This is a genomic window from Bacillus cereus group sp. MYBK222-1, from assembly GCF_051916425.1.
In the GTDB taxonomy this organism is placed as follows: Bacteria; Bacillota; Bacilli; order Bacillales; family Bacillaceae_G; genus Bacillus_A; species Bacillus_A paranthracis.
In genome coordinates, this window is sequence record NZ_JBQAGP010000001.1 from 862387 (window position 1) to 878897 (window position 16511).

The window sequence follows — 16511 nt, forward strand, 5'->3', positions numbered from 1 at the left end:
GTTAAGTTTAAATTTTAGTGTAGCGGTAAGAATTTTTAATATAAGTATTGTGATAATTCGTTTTAGAGTGTGCGTTTAATAAACCGGTGTAAATGTTTTCAGGAACGTTAAAGAAATCATACAGTCCATGCTTTAATTGAATGCGTAAAATCATAGAAAAAGGATTATAGCCAACAGCAACTATAGTTTTGGAAATCACGGGAGATAACTCCATCATTACGCAACTCCTCACTTTTCATTTTTAATAATATCTTATAGATGTTGAGGTTGTGGTGTTGAAATTTTTATAATTAAAGAGGTATTATACTTATATGCAATATATTAAATGTTCGTTATACGTAATTATAAGGAAGTTCACACGAAGTACATATCGTTGTGCTATTTTTATTTCACCTTTGATTTATAAATAAGAAAATATTGACCATTTGAAAAAAAGGTATATTATTTATACGAGGTATTAAAAATTCACTTTTTACATTCTATGCTTAAAGGGGCAGCATTATTAGAAAAATAGAAGTGAAAATACTTTGTGTAACAAGCATTCTAAAATTTATAATCTGTGAATTAGGAAAATATTGAATGCTCCAGGTCAATATACTTTCTTAATTAAATTTATTTTAGAAAGTGACCTCAATATTTTTAAGTAAATCAACGGGAGAATTGAAAGGCAGGAGAAAGTAACATGTCAGAAAATTATCGTTCTCGAGAGGAGCGACGACAAGTTAAAAAGAAAAAACAGCCAGCTTCTAAAACACAAAAACCAAAAGGTAAAACATCATTTTTTCGCAAGTTTTTAATTACTTGTTTATTACTTGGTATTGTTGGTTTAGTGGGGGGAGTTGCTACCTTCTTCGTAATGATTAAGGATGCACCAAAACTTGAGAAAGCAAAACTTGTTAATCCGTTATCCTCAAAAATTTATGATAAAAATGGCGATTTGGTATATGAATACGGGAAAGAAAAGCGGACGAATGTTACGTATAATCAAATTCCTAAATTAGTAGAAAATGCATTTTTAGCAACAGAGGATGCACGTTTTTACGAGCATAGCGGAGTAGACTTTAAAGGTACTGCCCGTGCTGTTTTGGTAAGTCTTAAAGGAGATTACGGTTCACAAGGTGGAAGTACAATAACGCAACAGGTTATTAAAAATTACTTCTTATCGATGGAAAAAACATCAAAACGTAAAGTTCAGGAAATATATTTAGCGTATAAACTAGAACAACAATATTCAAAACATGAAATTTTAGAAATGTATTTAAATAAAATTAACTTAGGAAACCGTTCGTATGGTATCGCAACAGCAGCACAAAACTACTATGGTAAAGAATTGAAAGATTTAACATTACCAGAAGTTGCGATGCTTGCAGGTTTACCAAAAGCACCGAATAACTATGATCCGACGAAAACAGAAAATATTGAAAGAGCAACAGAAAGAAGAAATGTTGTCCTAAAATTGATGAATCGACATGGTTATATTACGAAGGCAGAAATGGAAGAAGCTTCGAAAGTTGAAGTGACAAAGGGACTTAAGACAGCAACGGAACTTCAAACAATGCCGCATACTGCATTTATGGATGCCGTAGTGAAAGAAGTAGAAAAAGAAATACCAGATGTTAATATTGGATCTGATGGCTTAGAAATTTATACAACATTAGACCCGAAAGCACAGGAATTTGCTGATAAGATTTTAAATGAAAATATTATTAATTATCCAAATGATAAATTCCAAGGTGCTTTCACATTTATGGATACGAAAACAGGTGAGATTCGTGCTATAGGTAGTGGTCGCGGTGAAAATAAAGCCGTATTTAAAGGGCATAATATGGCCATTGAATTAGATCGTGCAGCTGGTTCAACTATGAAGCCAATCTATGATTATGGCCCTGCAATTGAATACTTAAAATGGGCTACGTATCATCAAATTGATGACTCTCCATTTAAATATTCAACTGGACAAGAAGTTCGAAATGCGGACAGAAGTCATTTAGGATCAATTACGATGCGTGAAGCGTTAAAAATGTCGCGTAACGTCCCAGCAGTTAAAACTGCAAAAGAAGTAGGGTTTAGTAAGTCGAAGGAGTTCTCTGAGAAATTAGGTATTACACTTAGCTCAACACCGAAAGAATCTACAGCTATTGGTACAAACGAAGTATCACCAACTGAAATAGCGGGTGCTTATGCGACATTTGGTAATGGTGGTAAGTATGCAAAACCGCATTTTGTTAAGAAAGTAGTTTATCCAGACGGAAAGTCACAAAGTTTTGGACAAAAACCAAAACAAGTTATAGCTGACTCTACAGCATATATGATTACTGATATGCTTCGTTCAGTAGTGACATCAGGTACTGGTACAGCAGCAAATATAAGTTCTTTAGATGTAGCTGGAAAAACAGGTACAACAAACTATGATTCAAAACAATTAGCGAAATTTAATATTCCGGAAAGTGCAACTCGTGATAGTTGGTTTGCAGGTTATACACCGCAGTATACGATGGCAGTATGGACTGGATATATGAAAGATGGTAAAGACGAGTATATTAGTAGTAAAAATACGAAAATTGCACAGTTGATCTTTAAAGCAATGATGAGTCAGTTTGCTACTGACAAATCAAGATTTAAAATGCCAAGTAGTGTAATTCAAGAAGGTAGTGAGCTGCGTATAAAAGGTGAAAAACGTGATTCTTCTCCAAATACGAGCGTACCGGATACGACAGAAAAACCAAAACAAGATCAGCAGCAAAAAACTGAAGAAGAGAAAAAGCAAGAAGAATTAAAGAAACAGGAAGAACTGAAAAAACAAGAAGAGGAAAAGAAACAAGAGGAACTTAAGAAGCAAGAAGAACAAAAGAAACTAGAAGAGCAAAAGAAACAAGAAGAAGAAAAGAAACAAAATGAACAAAATAATGGAGGGGGCCAAGGAGATACGACACCTCCAGCAAATAACGGAGGAGGCCAAGGGAATACAACACCTCCAGCAAATAACGGTGGAGGCCAAGGGAATACGACACCTCCAGCAAATAATGGAGGAGGCCAAGGAGATACGACACCTCCAGCAAATAACGGTGGAGGTCAAGGGAATACGACACCTCCAGCAAATAATGGAGGAGGCCAAGGAAATACAACTCCACCAGCGACCACACAACCAGAAACTGGCGGTAATGCAGGAGAGGCCCCTGCTAATAATGGACAATAAGAAAATTTTATAAAAAATATTAAAAAGCACTTAAGATTTGTAAAAATTATAATCTTAAGTGCTTTTTTCTTTTAAATGCAGTAGCTATGAGACAATGTATTTTAAATATTAAAAGTACCATAGAAGTTTTGAAAATAAATTGAAGGAAAATGATAAAAAATTTGAGATTGAGGTAACGGAGGATAAGCGTGGCTTTGAAAGGGGGTACTACTTGGATGTGCACCATGATGCCAAAATGAGGGGGTAATTTGACCGGGAATTTGATAGTGTTGCCAAGTTGCGGGAAGTTCAATACCGACATCAGAACTAGCTGTATGAACGGCGGGAACGTGTATCCCAGGAGCCGAAGGAACTACGGCTGTTACTCTTGATGATACCCACATAAAAATATTCACTCCTAAGTTGCGATAATAAAGTAGTATATTCTTTTCACACATATAAAGGTACAGTTAGATAGGACTTTAGGCTAAAACATACGTATAAAGTTGTAAGACCAATTTAAATTGAAGGTAGACTATTTATTATAAAAAGATACGTCTATTTACGGAGGGAAAAGGAACAAGGAAACAGTAAAATAGAGGTGTTAATTGTAAGATTTTACGTTTTTATGGAGGAATATTTATGGAACGATTATGGACGAAATCATTTATTCAAATGACTTTCGCAATGTTATTCTTATTTACAGCATTTTATTTACTTGTTCCAACGCTCCCACTTTTTATTAAAGAGATAGGTGGCAATGAATCACAAGTCGGACTTATGATGGGAATGTTTACAATAGCGGCAGTTGTAATACGACCGATTATTGGAGGGATGTTGGATCAATATGGTAGAAGATCCTTTATTATTTTGGGACTCATCTTTTTTGGGTTAACGATGTACTCTTATCATTTAGCGACGACTATTGTCCTTTTAGCTGTTTTACGTGTTATTCACGGAGTAACATGGGCTGTTTCTACAACAGCTGTTGGAACAGCGATAACTGATATTATTCCAGATTCACGCCGTGGTGAAGGTATGGGTTGGTATGGAATGGCTATGACGATTGCAATGGCAATCGGCCCAATGATTGGATTATCGGTTGTACAAAATTATTCATTTCACGGCCTTTTCTTATTAGCAACTCTTTTATCCTTTATGGCAGTCTTACTATCGTTAATGACGAAAATGCCATTCACACCACAAAAAGAAAAAGGGAAAATACAACTGTTTGAAAAATCGGTTCTATCCATTACGATAGTTGTATTCTTTTTATCATTTGCATATGGAGGCATTACGACGTTTTTACCGCTATTTGCATCGTCAATTGATGTGAATCCTGGGACATTCTTTCTTGTATATGCAATTGCTTTAACGATTGTAAGGCCAATTTCAGGAAAACTATTAGATAAGTATGGAGAAGTATTTATCATACTTCCGGCACTATGCATTACTATTATTGCAATAGTTGTATTAACGATTTCAAATGATTTAATAGGTGTAGTTATCGCAGCTACATTATATGGTGTTGGATTCGGTTCAGCACAGCCAGCATTGCAAGCGGCAATGCTTACAATTGTCGATCCGAGTAAAAGAGGAGTTGCGAACGCTTCATTTTTTACAGCGTTTGATTTAGGAATCGGGTTAGGTGCTATTTTACTTGGAGTTGTTTCACAAATGTTTGGTTATCGTATTTTATTTTCAGGGAGTGCAATTTCAGCATTAATAGCCTTAATTATTTTCGTCTTCTTTGTAAAACAACGATTAGGAAAAAAAGAGTTTGCATAAACTGGGGGGAATAAAGATGAGAATTTCAATTGATCGTAAAGCTCTACAATGGTTCCAGGAAGAATTACGTATAAAGCACGGTGAATCTGTACGTTTTACTGTAAGGTACGGAGGGAATAGTTCAATTCAGCCTGGATATTCTTTAGGGATTGTTGCAGAGAAACCAGATGGGGAAATCGTGTCAGTTGAGAAGGAAGGTATTATATTTTTTGTAGATGTTGATGATCTTTGGTATTTTCAAAACTATGATTTATTTGTAAGTTATCATGAGGAAATGGAAGAAATTCAATTTAATTACGTAAAATAATAACTTTATTAAAAATAAATAAATTTTATATGGAAATTATATTTAGAGAATAGTGAAATAAATATAATGCAAAAAACGGGCTGTATATGAATACAGCTCGTTTTTTTATTTAGTAAAAGAAATTGTAAAGTAGGTATATATTTAACTGGATTATATGAATTAACTTTATATTTTGTTTTAAAGATAAATAAGGAGAAGTCTGTCTTTTCTTTATAAAATATGAAAATTATTTTTAAAAAATTGTATTGTTACATCGGTAAAAGTGTAGGAAACTTATCATTATAAAATAAATTGAAATCTTCTAAAAACTCTGATACATTGAAATAGAAATGTAGTTTCACAATATTGTAAAGGCTTACAGTTATGTGCACGAAGATCTATTAGGATTGGAGGAAATAATGATGAAAGCTGAAGAAAAATTTTCCCCGGGATTAGATGGTGTAGTGGCAGCGGAGACGAAGATTTCGTTTCTTGACACAGTGAAAGGTGAAATTGTAATTCAAGGGTATGATTTAATCGAACTCTCAAAAACAAAAGAGTACTTAGACATTGTGCACCTTTTATTGGAAGAACATCTACCGAATGCAGATGAAAAAGCAACACTTGAAAAGAAATTAAAAGAAGAATACGCGGTACCAGAAGGTGTATTCAACGTACTGAAGGCATTACCGAAAGAAACACACCCTATGGATGGATTGCGTACAGGTGTGTCCGCATTAGCTGGTTACGATAATGATATTGAAAATCGCTCGTTAGAAGTAAACAAAAGTCGCGGATACAAATTATTGAGTAAAGTACCAAACATTGTAGCGAATAGCTATCATATTTTAAATAATGAAGAGCCAATCGAACCACTTAAGGAATTATCATATAGCGCGAATTTCTTCTATATGTTAACAGGTAAAAAACCAACTGAACTTGAGGAGAAGATCTTTGATCGTTCCCTTGTTTTATATAGTGAACATGAAATGCCAAACTCTACATTTACAGCGCGCGTTATTGCATCTACGCAATCCGACTTATATGGTGCTTTAACAGGTGCGGTTGCATCTTTAAAAGGTAGCTTACATGGCGGTGCAAACGAAGCGGTTATGTACATGCTTTTAGAAGCTGGTAATGTTGAAAAGTTTGAAGAGTTATTACAGAAGAAACTATATAACAAAGAAAAAATTATGGGCTTTGGACACCGTGTATATATGAAGAAGATGGATCCAAGAGCTTTAATGATGAAGGAAGCTTTAAAGCAGTTATGTGATGTGAAAGGTGATTATACACTATATGAAATGTGTGAAGCTGGAGAAAAGATTATGGAGAAGGAAAAAGGAATTTATCCGAACCTTGATTATTACGCAGCTCCAGTATATTGGATGCTTGGTATTCCAATTCAACTGTACACGCCAATCTTCTTTAGCTCTAGAACAGTAGGACTATGTGCGCACGTTATTGAGCAACATGCGAACAATCGTTTGTTCCGTCCACGTGTAAATTATATTGGCGAGCGACATGTGCTTAGTAAATAAGAACAACTGGGGAGTTGTTAGCACCGCCCGCCAGATGGGTGTTTGACCGACACCCATCATTAATAATAACGAATTTTCGACAGAAAGGGAAGGATAGCATGATTAAAACAAATGAAATTAAACAAAAAGATGCATTATTAGAAGAGATTACGGATTATGTATTAAATAAAGAGGTAACAAGTGCAGAAGCATTCAGTACTGCTCGTTACGTATTACTTGATACACTTGGATGCGGAATTTTAGCATTACAATATCCAGAATGTACGAAATTATTAGGACCAGTTGTACCAGGAACAATCGTGCCAAATGGTACACGTGTACCAGGTACGTCATATGTACTTGATCCAGTGAAAGGTGCATTTAATATCGGCTGTATGATCCGTTGGTTAGACTATAACGATACTTGGCTTGCAGCAGAGTGGGGACATCCATCTGATAACTTAGGCGGAATTTTAGCTGTGGCAGATTATATTAGCCGTGTTCGTATTTCAGAAGGAAAAGAACCGTTAAAAGTACGTGAAGTATTAGAAATGATGATTAAAGCACATGAAATTCAAGGTGTACTTGCTTTAGAAAACAGCTTAAACAGAGTTGGTCTTGACCACGTATTATATGTAAAAGTAGCAACAACTGCTGTAGTTGCGAAAATGCTTGGTGGAACACGTGAAGAAATCTTTAATGCATTATCACATGCGTGGATTGATAATTCTAGTCTTCGTACATATCGTCATGCTCCAAATACTGGATCACGTAAATCATGGGCAGCAGGTGACGCGACGAGCCGCGGTGTTCATCTTGCAATGACTGCTCTAAAAGGTGAAATGGGTTACCCTACAGCATTATCTGCACCAGGATGGGGATTCCAAGATGTATTATTCAATAAACAAGAATTAAAATTAGCAAGACCATTAGATTCTTATGTAATGGAAAATGTATTATTTAAAGTTTCATATCCAGCAGAATTCCATGCACAAACAGCTGCAGAATGTGCTGTGAAATTACATCCAGAAATTAAAGGGAAATTAGATGAGATTGACCGTATTACAATTACAACGCACGAATCAGCAATTCGTATTATTGATAAAGAAGGTCCATTAAATAACCCAGCGGATCGTGATCATTGCTTACAATACATTACGGCAATTGGTTTATTAAAAGGGGATATCGTTGCGGATGATTATGAGGATGCAGTAGCAAATGATCCACGTGTAGATGAATTACGTAATAAGATGGTTGTTGTTGAAAATAAACAGTACAGTTTAGATTACCTTGACCCGAACAAGCGCTCAATCGCCAACGCTGTTCAAGTTCATTTCAAAGATGGAACTGTAACAGAAAATGTGGAATGTGAATATCCACTTGGTCACCGTTTCCGTAGAGACGAAGCAATTCCAAAAGTTGTTCAAAAATTCACTGCAAATATGGCAGGTCATTATTCTAGTAAGCAACAAGAACAAATTCATGAAGCTTGTTTAAATGAAGAGAAACTAGAAAATATGAATGTAAATGAATTTGTAGATCTATTCTTAATTTAATAATAGGGGGAATCTAGAATGGCTTGGGTTGTGGATAAACAGTCAACACAAGAAGAGCTTGCGAATCGCTTCCGAGCTTTAGTAGAAGCAAATGAAATTTTACAGATTCCAGGTGCTCATGATGCAATGGCAGCTCTTGTTGCGAAAAATACAGGTTTTTCAGCTCTTTATTTATCGGGAGCTGCTTATACTGCAAGTAAAGGGCTACCGGATTTAGGAATCGTAACGTCTACTGAAGTAGCAGAGAGAGCAAGAGATTTAGTAAGAGCTACAAATTTACCTGTTCTTGTTGACATTGATACAGGGTTTGGTGGTGTATTAAATGTAGCGAGAACTGCTGTAGAAATGGTGGAAGCGAAAGTAGCAGCTGTCCAAATTGAAGATCAGCAATTACCAAAGAAATGTGGCCATTTAAATGGTAAGAAACTCGTTACGACAGAAGAATTAGTTCAAAAAATTAAAGCGATTAAAGAAGTTGCACCGAGCTTATATATTGTAGCGCGCACAGATGCTCGTGGTGTAGAAGGATTAGATGAAGCAATTGAAAGAGCGAATGCATATGTAAAAGCAGGTGCAGACGCAATTTTCCCAGAAGCGCTACAATCAGAAGAGGAATTCCGTCTATTTAATAGTAAAGTAAATGCACCTTTACTTGCCAATATGACTGAGTTCGGGAAAACGCCGTATTATAGTGCAGAGGAATTTGCGAATATGGGCTTCCAAATGGTTATTTATCCTGTAACTTCACTTCGCGTAGCAGCGAAAGCGTATGAGAATGTGTTTACTTTAATTAAGGAAACTGGTTCTCAAAAAGATGCACTTTCTAATATGCAAACGAGAAGTGAGTTATATGAAACAATTTCATATCATGACTTTGAAGAACTAGATACTGGAATTGCAAAAACAGTATTATCAGAGGATCAATAGATAAAACAACTAAGGCGATGAGAATACATCTTTGGCAAGACAAACTGCTTGATGTGAAAATTCATCGCCTTCTGTTTTCAAAAATAAGATATTCCACTCATCGTAGACGAGCATATGTAGTAGCAAGTAAGGCCGAAATGATAGGGGGATTCAGATGGAGAAAACGAAGTTACCGTGGGATGAATTTTTTTCACTTAATAAAGATGTGATTCATGCTTTCTTTACGCCAGAAGATTTTTCAGGAGACGAAGATTTAATCGCAAAAACGACTGAACAATTCGTTAAACAAGAAATTGTTCCACAAATGGAGAATATTGAACAACATAACTATAAAGTTTCTCGTCAATTGTTTGAGAAAGCTGGAGAACTTGGATTATTAAGTATCGAGGTTCCAGAAGAATATGGCGGATTTGAATTAGGAAAGGCAGTTTCAGGGCTTGTAGCAGAAAAAATGGGATACGCTGGTGCATTTAGCGTTTCATTTAATATACACGCAGGTGTAGGTACATTGCCTTACATATATTACGGAACGAAAGAACAAAAAGAAAAATATTTGCCGAAAATTGCGTCTGGAGAATGGATTGGGGCTTATGCTTTAACTGAACCAAATGCTGGTTCTGATGCTTTAAGTGCAAAAACGAGTGCAGTATTAAATGAAGATGGTACTGCTTGGAAGTTAAATGGTGAGAAGCAATGGATTACAAATGCTCATATGGCAGATGTATACGTTGTTTTTGCGAAGACAAATAAAGGAATGACAGCGTTTATTGTCGAAAGAACATGTGAAGGGGTATCTATTGGGCTAGAAGAAAAGAAAATGGGGATTAAAGGTTCTTCAACGGCTACCCTTATTTTAGAAGATGTTGTCATACCTGCTGAAAATGTTTTAGGGGAAGTTGGGAAAGGGCATCACGTAGCTCTTAATATTCTTAACTTTGCTAGATTAAAACTTGCCTTTGGAAATATTGGAACAGCAAAGCAAGCAATTGGATTGTCCGTTCAATACGGAAAAGAACGTAAACAGTTTCAAACGGAATTAGTAGACTTTACGATGATTCAAGAGAAAATTGCAAATATGATCATTGCTACATATGGAGCAGAAAGTGCAGCGTATCGTACAGCAGGTGTAATTGATGAAGCAATTCATGAGAGCGATGAAGATCTTATGAAGAAAATGTCTCAATTTGCAATTGAATGTGCACTGAATAAAGTAAATGCTTCTGAAACACTTGGTCATATCGTAGATGAAGCTGTACAAATTCATGGTGGTTACGGTTATATGCAAGAGTATGAAGTAGAACGATTATACCGTGATGCTAGAATTAGTCGTATTTTTGAAGGGACGAACGAAATTAATAGATTAACAGTTGCCAAAATGTTAATGAAGCAAATGGAACAAATTGAAGATACTGAAATAGAGATTGATGTAGAAAATGTCGAAAGAAACCATCGTTATATTTTATTAGCGAAAAAATTGTTGAAACAATCTTTGAAAACGCTCTCTAAAACTCCAGGTTTAAAAATTGATCAAGAGCAAGAATATTCACGTGTATTATCAAATATGTTAACGGACGTGTACGTCATGGAATCAGCATTTTTACGTACGAGTAAAGCAATTAGTAAAAATGGTGCAGAAAAAGAGCGTACGAAACAAATGATAACTGACGTTATTTGTGAAGAAGGCTATCGCAAAGTAGAAGAATCAGCGATTTCTATACTTTCCGCGGCTATTACAGAAGAACAAGATAGACACGTGATTTTAACTGAAATTCGTCAATTATTAGTGCCTTTATACACGAACGTATTTACAAAAAAGAGAGAAATTGCGAAAGCTATTATAAATCGCGGAAAGTATATTGTGTAAATAGGAGGAAAGCGATATGAAAAAGATTGGTTTTATCGGTTTAGGTAACATGGGCCTTCCGATGTCTAAAAATTTAGTTAAATCAAGTTACACAGTATATGGTGTGGATTTAAATAAAAATGCTGAAGCTTCTTTTGAAAAAGAAGGCGGAATTATCGGCTTATCAATTTCAAAACTAGCAGAAACATGCGATGTAATTTTTACAAGTTTACCTTCACCTCGCGCTGTTGAAGCGGTATATTTTGGCGAAGAAGGATTATTTGAAAATAGTCACTCGAATGTAGTTTTAATTGATACAAGTACTGTATCTCCACAGTTAAACAAACAGTTAGAGGAAGCTGCAAAGGAAAAGAAAGTAGACTTTTTAGCAGCACCTGTTAGTGGTGGGGTAATTGGAGCTGAAAACCGTACATTAACATTTATGGTTGGTGGATCAAAAAAGGTATATGAAAAGACGGAATCTATCATGGGTGTATTAGGTGCGAACATTTTCCATGTTAGTGAGCAAATTGATAGTGGGACAACAGTTAAATTAATTAATAACCTATTAATTGGTTTTTATACAGCTGGTGTGAGTGAAGCTTTAACATTAGCGAAAAAGAACAATATGGATTTAGATAAAATGTTTGATATTTTAAATGTAAGCTATGGTCAAAGTAGAATTTATGAGCGCAATTATAAAAGTTTTATTGCATCAGAAAACTACGAGCCAGGTTTTACTGTAAATTTATTAAAGAAAGATTTAGGGTTTGCAGTAGATTTAGCGAAAGAAAGTGAGCTTCACTTACCAGTAAGCGAAATGCTATTAAACGTATATGAAGAAGCAAGTGAAGCTGGGTATGGTGAAAACGATATGGCTGCTTTATATAAGAAAGTTAGTGAACAATTAATTTCTAATCAAAAATAATAGACTTATAAACATCATAAAAAAGGAGAGAATATAATGATTACAACTGAAATTAAACGAGTAAAAAATCATATTAATGGTGAGTGGGTAGAATCTACTGGTACAGAAGTAGAAGCAGTTCCAAATCCGGCGACTGGAAAAATTATCGCTTACGTTCCGCTATCTCCGAAAGAAGATGTTGAAAAAGCTGTTGAAGCGGCAAAAGCAGCATACGAAACATGGTCTAAAGTACCAGTTCCGAATCGTTCAAGACAATTGTATAAATATTTACAGCTTTTACAAGAAAACAAAGAAGAACTTGCAAAAATCATTACGCTAGAAAATGGTAAAACATTAACGGATGCAACTGGTGAAGTACAACGTGGTATTGAAGCAGTAGAACTTGCAACATCTACTCCAAATTTAATGATGGGACAAGCACTTCCGAATATTGCAAGCGGCATTGATGGATCAATTTGGCGCTACCCAATTGGAGTTGTTGCTGGAATTACGCCGTTTAACTTCCCGATGATGATTCCATTATGGATGTTCCCGCTTGCAATTGCTTGTGGTAATACATTCGTATTAAAAACATCTGAAAGAACGCCACTTTTAGCAGAGCGACTTGTAGAGTTATTCTATGAAGCTGGTTTTCCAAAAGGCGTATTAAATTTAGTGCAAGGCGGAAAAGATGTTGTAAATAGCATTTTAGAAAATAAAGATATTCAAGCTGTTTCGTTCGTTGGATCTGAGCCGGTAGCTCGTTACGTATATGAAACAGGTACGAAACATGGGAAACGTGTACAAGCGTTAGCTGGTGCGAAAAACCATGCGATTGTTATGCCAGATTGCAATCTTGAGAAAACGGTACAAGGTGTAATTGGATCTGCATTTGCAAGTAGTGGAGAGCGCTGCATGGCATGTTCAGTAGTAGCAGTAGTTGATGAAATTGCAGATGAGTTCATCGACGTACTAGTAGCAGAGACGAAGAAGTTAAAAGTAGGTGACGGTTTCCACGAAGATAATTATGTTGGACCATTAATTCGTGAGTCTCATAAAGAACGCGTATTGGGCTATATTAACAGCGGTGTAGCAGATGGAGCTACTTTATTAGTAGATGGCCGTAAAATTAAGGAAGAAGTTGGAGAAGGTTACTTTGTAGGTGCGACAATCTTTGACGGTGTAAATCAAGAAATGAAAATTTGGCAAGATGAGATTTTTGCTCCAGTATTAAGCATTGTACGTGTTAAAGATTTAGAAGAAGGTATTAATCTAACAAATCAATCTAAATTTGCAAATGGTGCGGTTATTTATACATCAAGCGGTAAACATGCACAAACGTTCCGTGATAACATCGATGCGGGCATGATCGGTGTAAACGTAAACGTTCCAGCACCAATGGCATTCTTCGCATTCGCAGGAAATAAAGCTTCATTCTTTGGTGATTTAGGTACAAATGGTACAGATGGCGTTCAATTCTATACACGTAAAAAAGTTGTAACTGAGCGCTGGTTTTAATATAAAGTAGACAGCCAAATCAGTTGTTAAAAGAAAACCACCACTATGAATAGTGGTGGTTTTCTTCTTGTTAATTGCTTTTTTCAAAAGCGAGTTTAATACCAAAACCAATTAAGACAATTCCCGTTAACCCTTGAATATAACGTTGTGTCTTCGGTTTTTTCATAAAAGCACTAATTTTATCAATTAAAAATATATAAAAAGCGAACCAAATAACTGTTAAAACTAAGTAAGTAAGGCCCATTATAAGAAGTTGGATAAACGTATTATGATTTGGATTTAAAAATTGCGGTAAAAATGTTAAAAAGAAGACTGCGATTTTAGGGTTTAATAAATTTGTAAGAAACCCTTGGCGAAAGCAAGAAGTATTCTCGTTTGCGTTATTCAAAGATATATCGTTCGTATTGACGCCTTCTTTATTTCTTACTGCTAAAAGGGCTTTAATACCAATATAAATTAAATATAGAGCTCCAACGTACTTGAAAATAGAAAATAAAAGAGCTGACTTTACAATAAGTGCGGAAAGTCCGATTACTGCTGCTAAAGTATGAATTAATAGTGCAACACATGTACCGAACACTGTTTTCACCCCGCCTACCTTACCAGCAACTAATGTGTTTTTCGTAGCCATTGCAGTATCAGGACCAGGTAAAATAATAAGACAAATAGACATAATGATGAAAAGAAAATAATTTTCAATCATAGTCGCTCCTCCTTCTTTTATTTTTAGAATATTTAATTAAAAATAGTGTAGCACATAATTCGATTTAATAAAATTAAATTTTATTAAAATTTATTAAATAGGAAAAAGGCTATATAGGCGTGTAATTATACGACTATATAGCCTCAATTTAATCCCGTATGAAAGGGCGATTGCTTCTACTAATAATAAGAGGGAGATAAACCCTACTTATTAAATTCTCACTTTACGCATTAAGTAAGTTAAAGAACCGGTTTACATCTTCTTCTGAAACATCACTTAACTGCTTATATTTATAATTTGGATTTTGGTCTTTATCAACGACAACAGATCGTACTCCTTCAAAGAAATCTTCATGTCTCATGAAGTTTTTAGCAAGTACAAGGTCAGTAGCGAAACATTCTTCAACGGACTTATTTTGTCCATCAATAAACTGTTTTAATGTTACTTTTAGTGAAATAGGAGATTTTGATAATAACGTTTCTTTCGCTTTTAAAGAAAAGGAACTTTGATCTTTCTCTAATGAATGAATAATTTCTTCAATTGTATCGAATGCAAAATGTGAATTAATTTCTTCTAATGAAGGAGCAAGCTCGCTTTCTAATGTTGGAGCAGTTGCAAATGTACGAATGACTTCTTTTAAATGAGTATGTACATCATCTTCTTTAGACCAATTTACACTTTCCAGTTCAGTAAGGAAATTTGGTAATGAATCAGATGCAATAAAATAATCAGCAGCGTTTATAAATAATACGTCAGAAGCTTTTAAAATAGATGCTGTTAAAGCGACATAGCGGCCGGCATACCCTGGAGCTTTATTTAAGAAATAAGCAGCACCGACGTCTGGGAAGAAGCCAATATTCATCTCTGGCATTGCCCATTTCGTACGCTCAGTTACAATTCTGTATTTCGCACCATTTGTAAGACCGACACCACCACCCATTACAATTCCATCTAAACAAGCGATAATCGGTTTTTTATATTGATAAATATATGTATCAATTTCATACTCTTCTTCAAAGAAACGTTCCGCATGCTGCAATGCAGCTTCATTTGAACGTGCTTCATAAAGAGTTTTAATGTCGCCACCTGCACAAAAACCTTTTGTGCCAGCTCCTTTTAATACGATAAGCGCAATTCGCTCATCATGTTCCCACTCTTTCAGTTTTGCCCCAATTGGTTGCAACATGTCATAAGATAAAGAATTAAGTGCTTTTGGGCGGTTTAAAGTAATTGATGCAACGCCGTTTTCGCTAACAGAAAATAAAACGTGTTCAGTCATAATTCATCCTCCCTTACATATCTTCTTATTCTTAATTCTTTATACGTACTGAAATGTCCTTTATAAATTTTGTCTAAAGTTGGCGGTATATGTTAATTTATCCACTGCATATTTTGACGAGTTATATTTGCAGGATTTTGGAGGTTGAAAATGAATATTACAACATTACTGTAATTGTAATTATTTGAAGTTACCATGATAAACACGCTATTATATATGTGTAAATTGTACATAATCACTTCGAAAAGAGTATTTGAAGTGATTATAATGAAAGAAAAATTGCTTTTCATTAGAAATAGAGAAAGGAGAAATCGGAATGCCAGTACCTTTACTATTGTCGGTGATTATTTTGTCTTCTTTAATGATAGGGATAACGCAATATTTTCATCATACAGATACGACAGAGGAAGTGAAGGATAAAGTACGACTTGTATTTCCGATTTTTATCATATCTATTTCTTTTTGCATTTTATTAAATAAAGATGGGTACATTGTTGCAGTATTTTCATTTTTTGTAGCGATTGTTTTCATTACAGTTTTATATTATGTAATGAAAGAATTTATCCAAAAATAAAGATGTCATATGAGACATTTTTATTTTTGGAAAGAATAAAATTTCACATACCGTATTATATGTGAAATTAAAAAAACATATCGCAATAGAAAAGTATGTACTTTACCGTGTATTTACTTGTCAATCTTGCATAGCCAATATACTATTAATAGTGTAGAGATTAGAAAAAGGGGTTGTATCTATCATGAAATTTGAGATGCACACAAAAATTATTTCAAATGAAAAAGAAGTAAGATTACATATAGAAGAAAACATATTTCAATTAAAATTGGATGGTTATCACTTATTTACAGTTCAAGAAATATTACCTTTATATAAATCAAATGAAGAAAGAATCGGTAGTGCAATGATACAAAAGTTAGAATGGGAGAACGGAAAAACTACAATAAACTATCAACTTGTATCACTAAATTCAGTAAATTAAAAGGAGCAGGA

At 34.8% G+C, this 16511-nt stretch carries 15 protein-coding genes; 11 read left to right on the plus strand and 4 right to left on the minus strand.

What is annotated here, in order from left to right:
• Positions 1-7: 7 nt before the first annotated feature.
• Positions 8-217 (minus strand): KTSC domain-containing protein, encoded by a 210-nt coding sequence (locus tag ACTFR9_RS04370; protein ID WP_002163658.1) that lies wholly within the window; start codon positions 215-217, stop codon positions 8-10.
• A gap of 465 nt (positions 218-682) precedes the next feature.
• Here ACTFR9_RS04370 and ACTFR9_RS04375 point away from each other — a divergent pair, with 465 nt between their 5' ends.
• Complete coding sequence (locus tag ACTFR9_RS04375) at positions 683-3196, plus strand: PBP1A family penicillin-binding protein (RefSeq protein ID WP_001293993.1); 2514 nt, start codon at positions 683-685, stop codon at positions 3194-3196.
• Between the two features lie 101 nt (positions 3197-3297).
• Here the strand turns inward: ACTFR9_RS04375 and ACTFR9_RS04380 are convergent, their stop codons facing one another.
• Positions 3298-3579 carry a hypothetical protein gene (locus ACTFR9_RS04380; RefSeq protein ID WP_000270175.1) on the minus strand — a complete coding sequence of 94 codons (282 nt, stop codon included), beginning with the start codon at positions 3577-3579 and terminating at the stop codon, positions 3298-3300.
• 238 nt (positions 3580-3817) lie between these two features.
• On the opposite strand from ACTFR9_RS04380, the gene ACTFR9_RS04385 reads away from it, so the two are divergent.
• The 8 genes from ACTFR9_RS04385 to ACTFR9_RS04420 all read left to right on the plus strand — a co-directional run bounded on the left by ACTFR9_RS04385 (position 3818) and on the right by ACTFR9_RS04420 (position 13520).
• Positions 3818-4963 carry an MFS transporter gene (locus ACTFR9_RS04385; protein ID WP_000440647.1) on the plus strand — a complete coding sequence of 382 codons (1146 nt, stop codon included), beginning with the start codon at positions 3818-3820 and terminating at the stop codon, positions 4961-4963.
• A 16-nt stretch (positions 4964-4979) separates the two neighbouring features.
• Positions 4980-5270 carry a HesB/YadR/YfhF family protein gene (locus tag ACTFR9_RS04390; RefSeq protein ID WP_001222846.1) on the plus strand — a complete coding sequence of 97 codons (291 nt, stop codon included), beginning with the start codon at positions 4980-4982 and terminating at the stop codon, positions 5268-5270.
• 398 nt (positions 5271-5668) lie between these two features.
• On the plus strand, positions 5669-6790 hold the full coding sequence (gene mmgD, locus ACTFR9_RS04395; protein WP_001997427.1) for a citrate synthase: 1122 nt from the start codon (positions 5669-5671) through the stop codon (positions 6788-6790).
• A 98-nt stretch (positions 6791-6888) separates the two neighbouring features.
• On the plus strand, positions 6889-8325 hold the full coding sequence (prpD, locus tag ACTFR9_RS04400; RefSeq protein ID WP_000598131.1) for a 2-methylcitrate dehydratase: 1437 nt from the start codon (positions 6889-6891) through the stop codon (positions 8323-8325).
• A gap of 18 nt (positions 8326-8343) precedes the next feature.
• Positions 8344-9252, plus strand: a complete 909-nt coding sequence (prpB, locus tag ACTFR9_RS04405) for a methylisocitrate lyase (RefSeq protein ID WP_000312633.1) — start codon at positions 8344-8346, stop codon at positions 9250-9252.
• A gap of 154 nt (positions 9253-9406) precedes the next feature.
• Complete coding sequence (locus ACTFR9_RS04410) at positions 9407-11116, plus strand: acyl-CoA dehydrogenase family protein (RefSeq protein WP_000416009.1); 1710 nt, start codon at positions 9407-9409, stop codon at positions 11114-11116.
• Between the two features lie 16 nt (positions 11117-11132).
• Entirely contained in the window at positions 11133-12023 is an 891-nt protein-coding gene (locus tag ACTFR9_RS04415; RefSeq protein ID WP_000719437.1) for an NAD(P)-dependent oxidoreductase, read from the plus strand.
• A gap of 36 nt (positions 12024-12059) precedes the next feature.
• A complete protein-coding gene (locus ACTFR9_RS04420) occupies positions 12060-13520 on the plus strand; it encodes a CoA-acylating methylmalonate-semialdehyde dehydrogenase (protein WP_000633359.1) in 1461 nt (486 codons plus the stop codon).
• Between the two features lie 70 nt (positions 13521-13590).
• On the opposite strand, the gene ACTFR9_RS04425 is transcribed toward ACTFR9_RS04420, so the two are convergent.
• Together ACTFR9_RS04425 and ACTFR9_RS04430 are read right to left on the minus strand one after the other, a co-directional pair.
• Positions 13591-14223, minus strand: a complete 633-nt coding sequence (locus tag ACTFR9_RS04425; RefSeq protein ID WP_000572339.1) for a LysE family translocator — start codon at positions 14221-14223, stop codon at positions 13591-13593.
• A 223-nt stretch (positions 14224-14446) separates the two neighbouring features.
• Complete coding sequence (locus ACTFR9_RS04430) at positions 14447-15502, minus strand: enoyl-CoA hydratase/isomerase family protein (protein WP_000134898.1); 1056 nt, start codon at positions 15500-15502, stop codon at positions 14447-14449.
• 316 nt (positions 15503-15818) lie between these two features.
• Between ACTFR9_RS04430 and ACTFR9_RS04435 the strand changes: the two genes are divergently transcribed.
• Both ACTFR9_RS04435 and ACTFR9_RS04440 read left to right on the plus strand, forming a co-directional pair.
• A complete protein-coding gene (locus ACTFR9_RS04435) occupies positions 15819-16076 on the plus strand; it encodes a hypothetical protein (RefSeq protein ID WP_001145041.1) in 258 nt (85 codons plus the stop codon).
• Between the two features lie 184 nt (positions 16077-16260).
• Positions 16261-16500, plus strand: coding sequence for a DUF2584 domain-containing protein (locus ACTFR9_RS04440; RefSeq protein WP_000667348.1), 240 nt, complete (start codon positions 16261-16263; stop codon positions 16498-16500).
• Positions 16501-16511 lie beyond the last annotated feature (11 nt).

What these genes read in the sequence shown, in the direction of transcription:
- ACTFR9_RS04370 (WP_002163658.1), bottom strand. Translation starts at nt 217, where the DNA reads ATGATGGAGTTATCTCCCGTGATTTCCAAAACTATAGTTGCTGTTGGC.
- ACTFR9_RS04375 (WP_001293993.1), top strand. Translation starts at nt 683, where the DNA reads ATGTCAGAAAATTATCGTTCTCGAGAGGAGCGACGACAAGTTAAAAAG.
- ACTFR9_RS04380 (WP_000270175.1), bottom strand. Translation starts at nt 3,579, where the DNA reads ATGTGGGTATCATCAAGAGTAACAGCCGTAGTTCCTTCGGCTCCTGGG.
- ACTFR9_RS04385 (WP_000440647.1), top strand. Translation starts at nt 3,818, where the DNA reads ATGGAACGATTATGGACGAAATCATTTATTCAAATGACTTTCGCAATG.
- ACTFR9_RS04390 (WP_001222846.1), top strand. Translation starts at nt 4,980, where the DNA reads ATGAGAATTTCAATTGATCGTAAAGCTCTACAATGGTTCCAGGAAGAA.
- mmgD (WP_001997427.1), top strand. Translation starts at nt 5,669, where the DNA reads ATGATGAAAGCTGAAGAAAAATTTTCCCCGGGATTAGATGGTGTAGTG.
- prpD (WP_000598131.1), top strand. Translation starts at nt 6,889, where the DNA reads ATGATTAAAACAAATGAAATTAAACAAAAAGATGCATTATTAGAAGAG.
- prpB (WP_000312633.1), top strand. Translation starts at nt 8,344, where the DNA reads ATGGCTTGGGTTGTGGATAAACAGTCAACACAAGAAGAGCTTGCGAAT.
- ACTFR9_RS04410 (WP_000416009.1), top strand. Translation starts at nt 9,407, where the DNA reads ATGGAGAAAACGAAGTTACCGTGGGATGAATTTTTTTCACTTAATAAA.
- ACTFR9_RS04415 (WP_000719437.1), top strand. Translation starts at nt 11,133, where the DNA reads ATGAAAAAGATTGGTTTTATCGGTTTAGGTAACATGGGCCTTCCGATG.
- ACTFR9_RS04420 (WP_000633359.1), top strand. Translation starts at nt 12,060, where the DNA reads ATGATTACAACTGAAATTAAACGAGTAAAAAATCATATTAATGGTGAG.
- ACTFR9_RS04425 (WP_000572339.1), bottom strand. Translation starts at nt 14,223, where the DNA reads ATGATTGAAAATTATTTTCTTTTCATCATTATGTCTATTTGTCTTATT.
- ACTFR9_RS04430 (WP_000134898.1), bottom strand. Translation starts at nt 15,502, where the DNA reads ATGACTGAACACGTTTTATTTTCTGTTAGCGAAAACGGCGTTGCATCA.
- ACTFR9_RS04435 (WP_001145041.1), top strand. Translation starts at nt 15,819, where the DNA reads ATGCCAGTACCTTTACTATTGTCGGTGATTATTTTGTCTTCTTTAATG.
- ACTFR9_RS04440 (WP_000667348.1), top strand. Translation starts at nt 16,261, where the DNA reads ATGAAATTTGAGATGCACACAAAAATTATTTCAAATGAAAAAGAAGTA.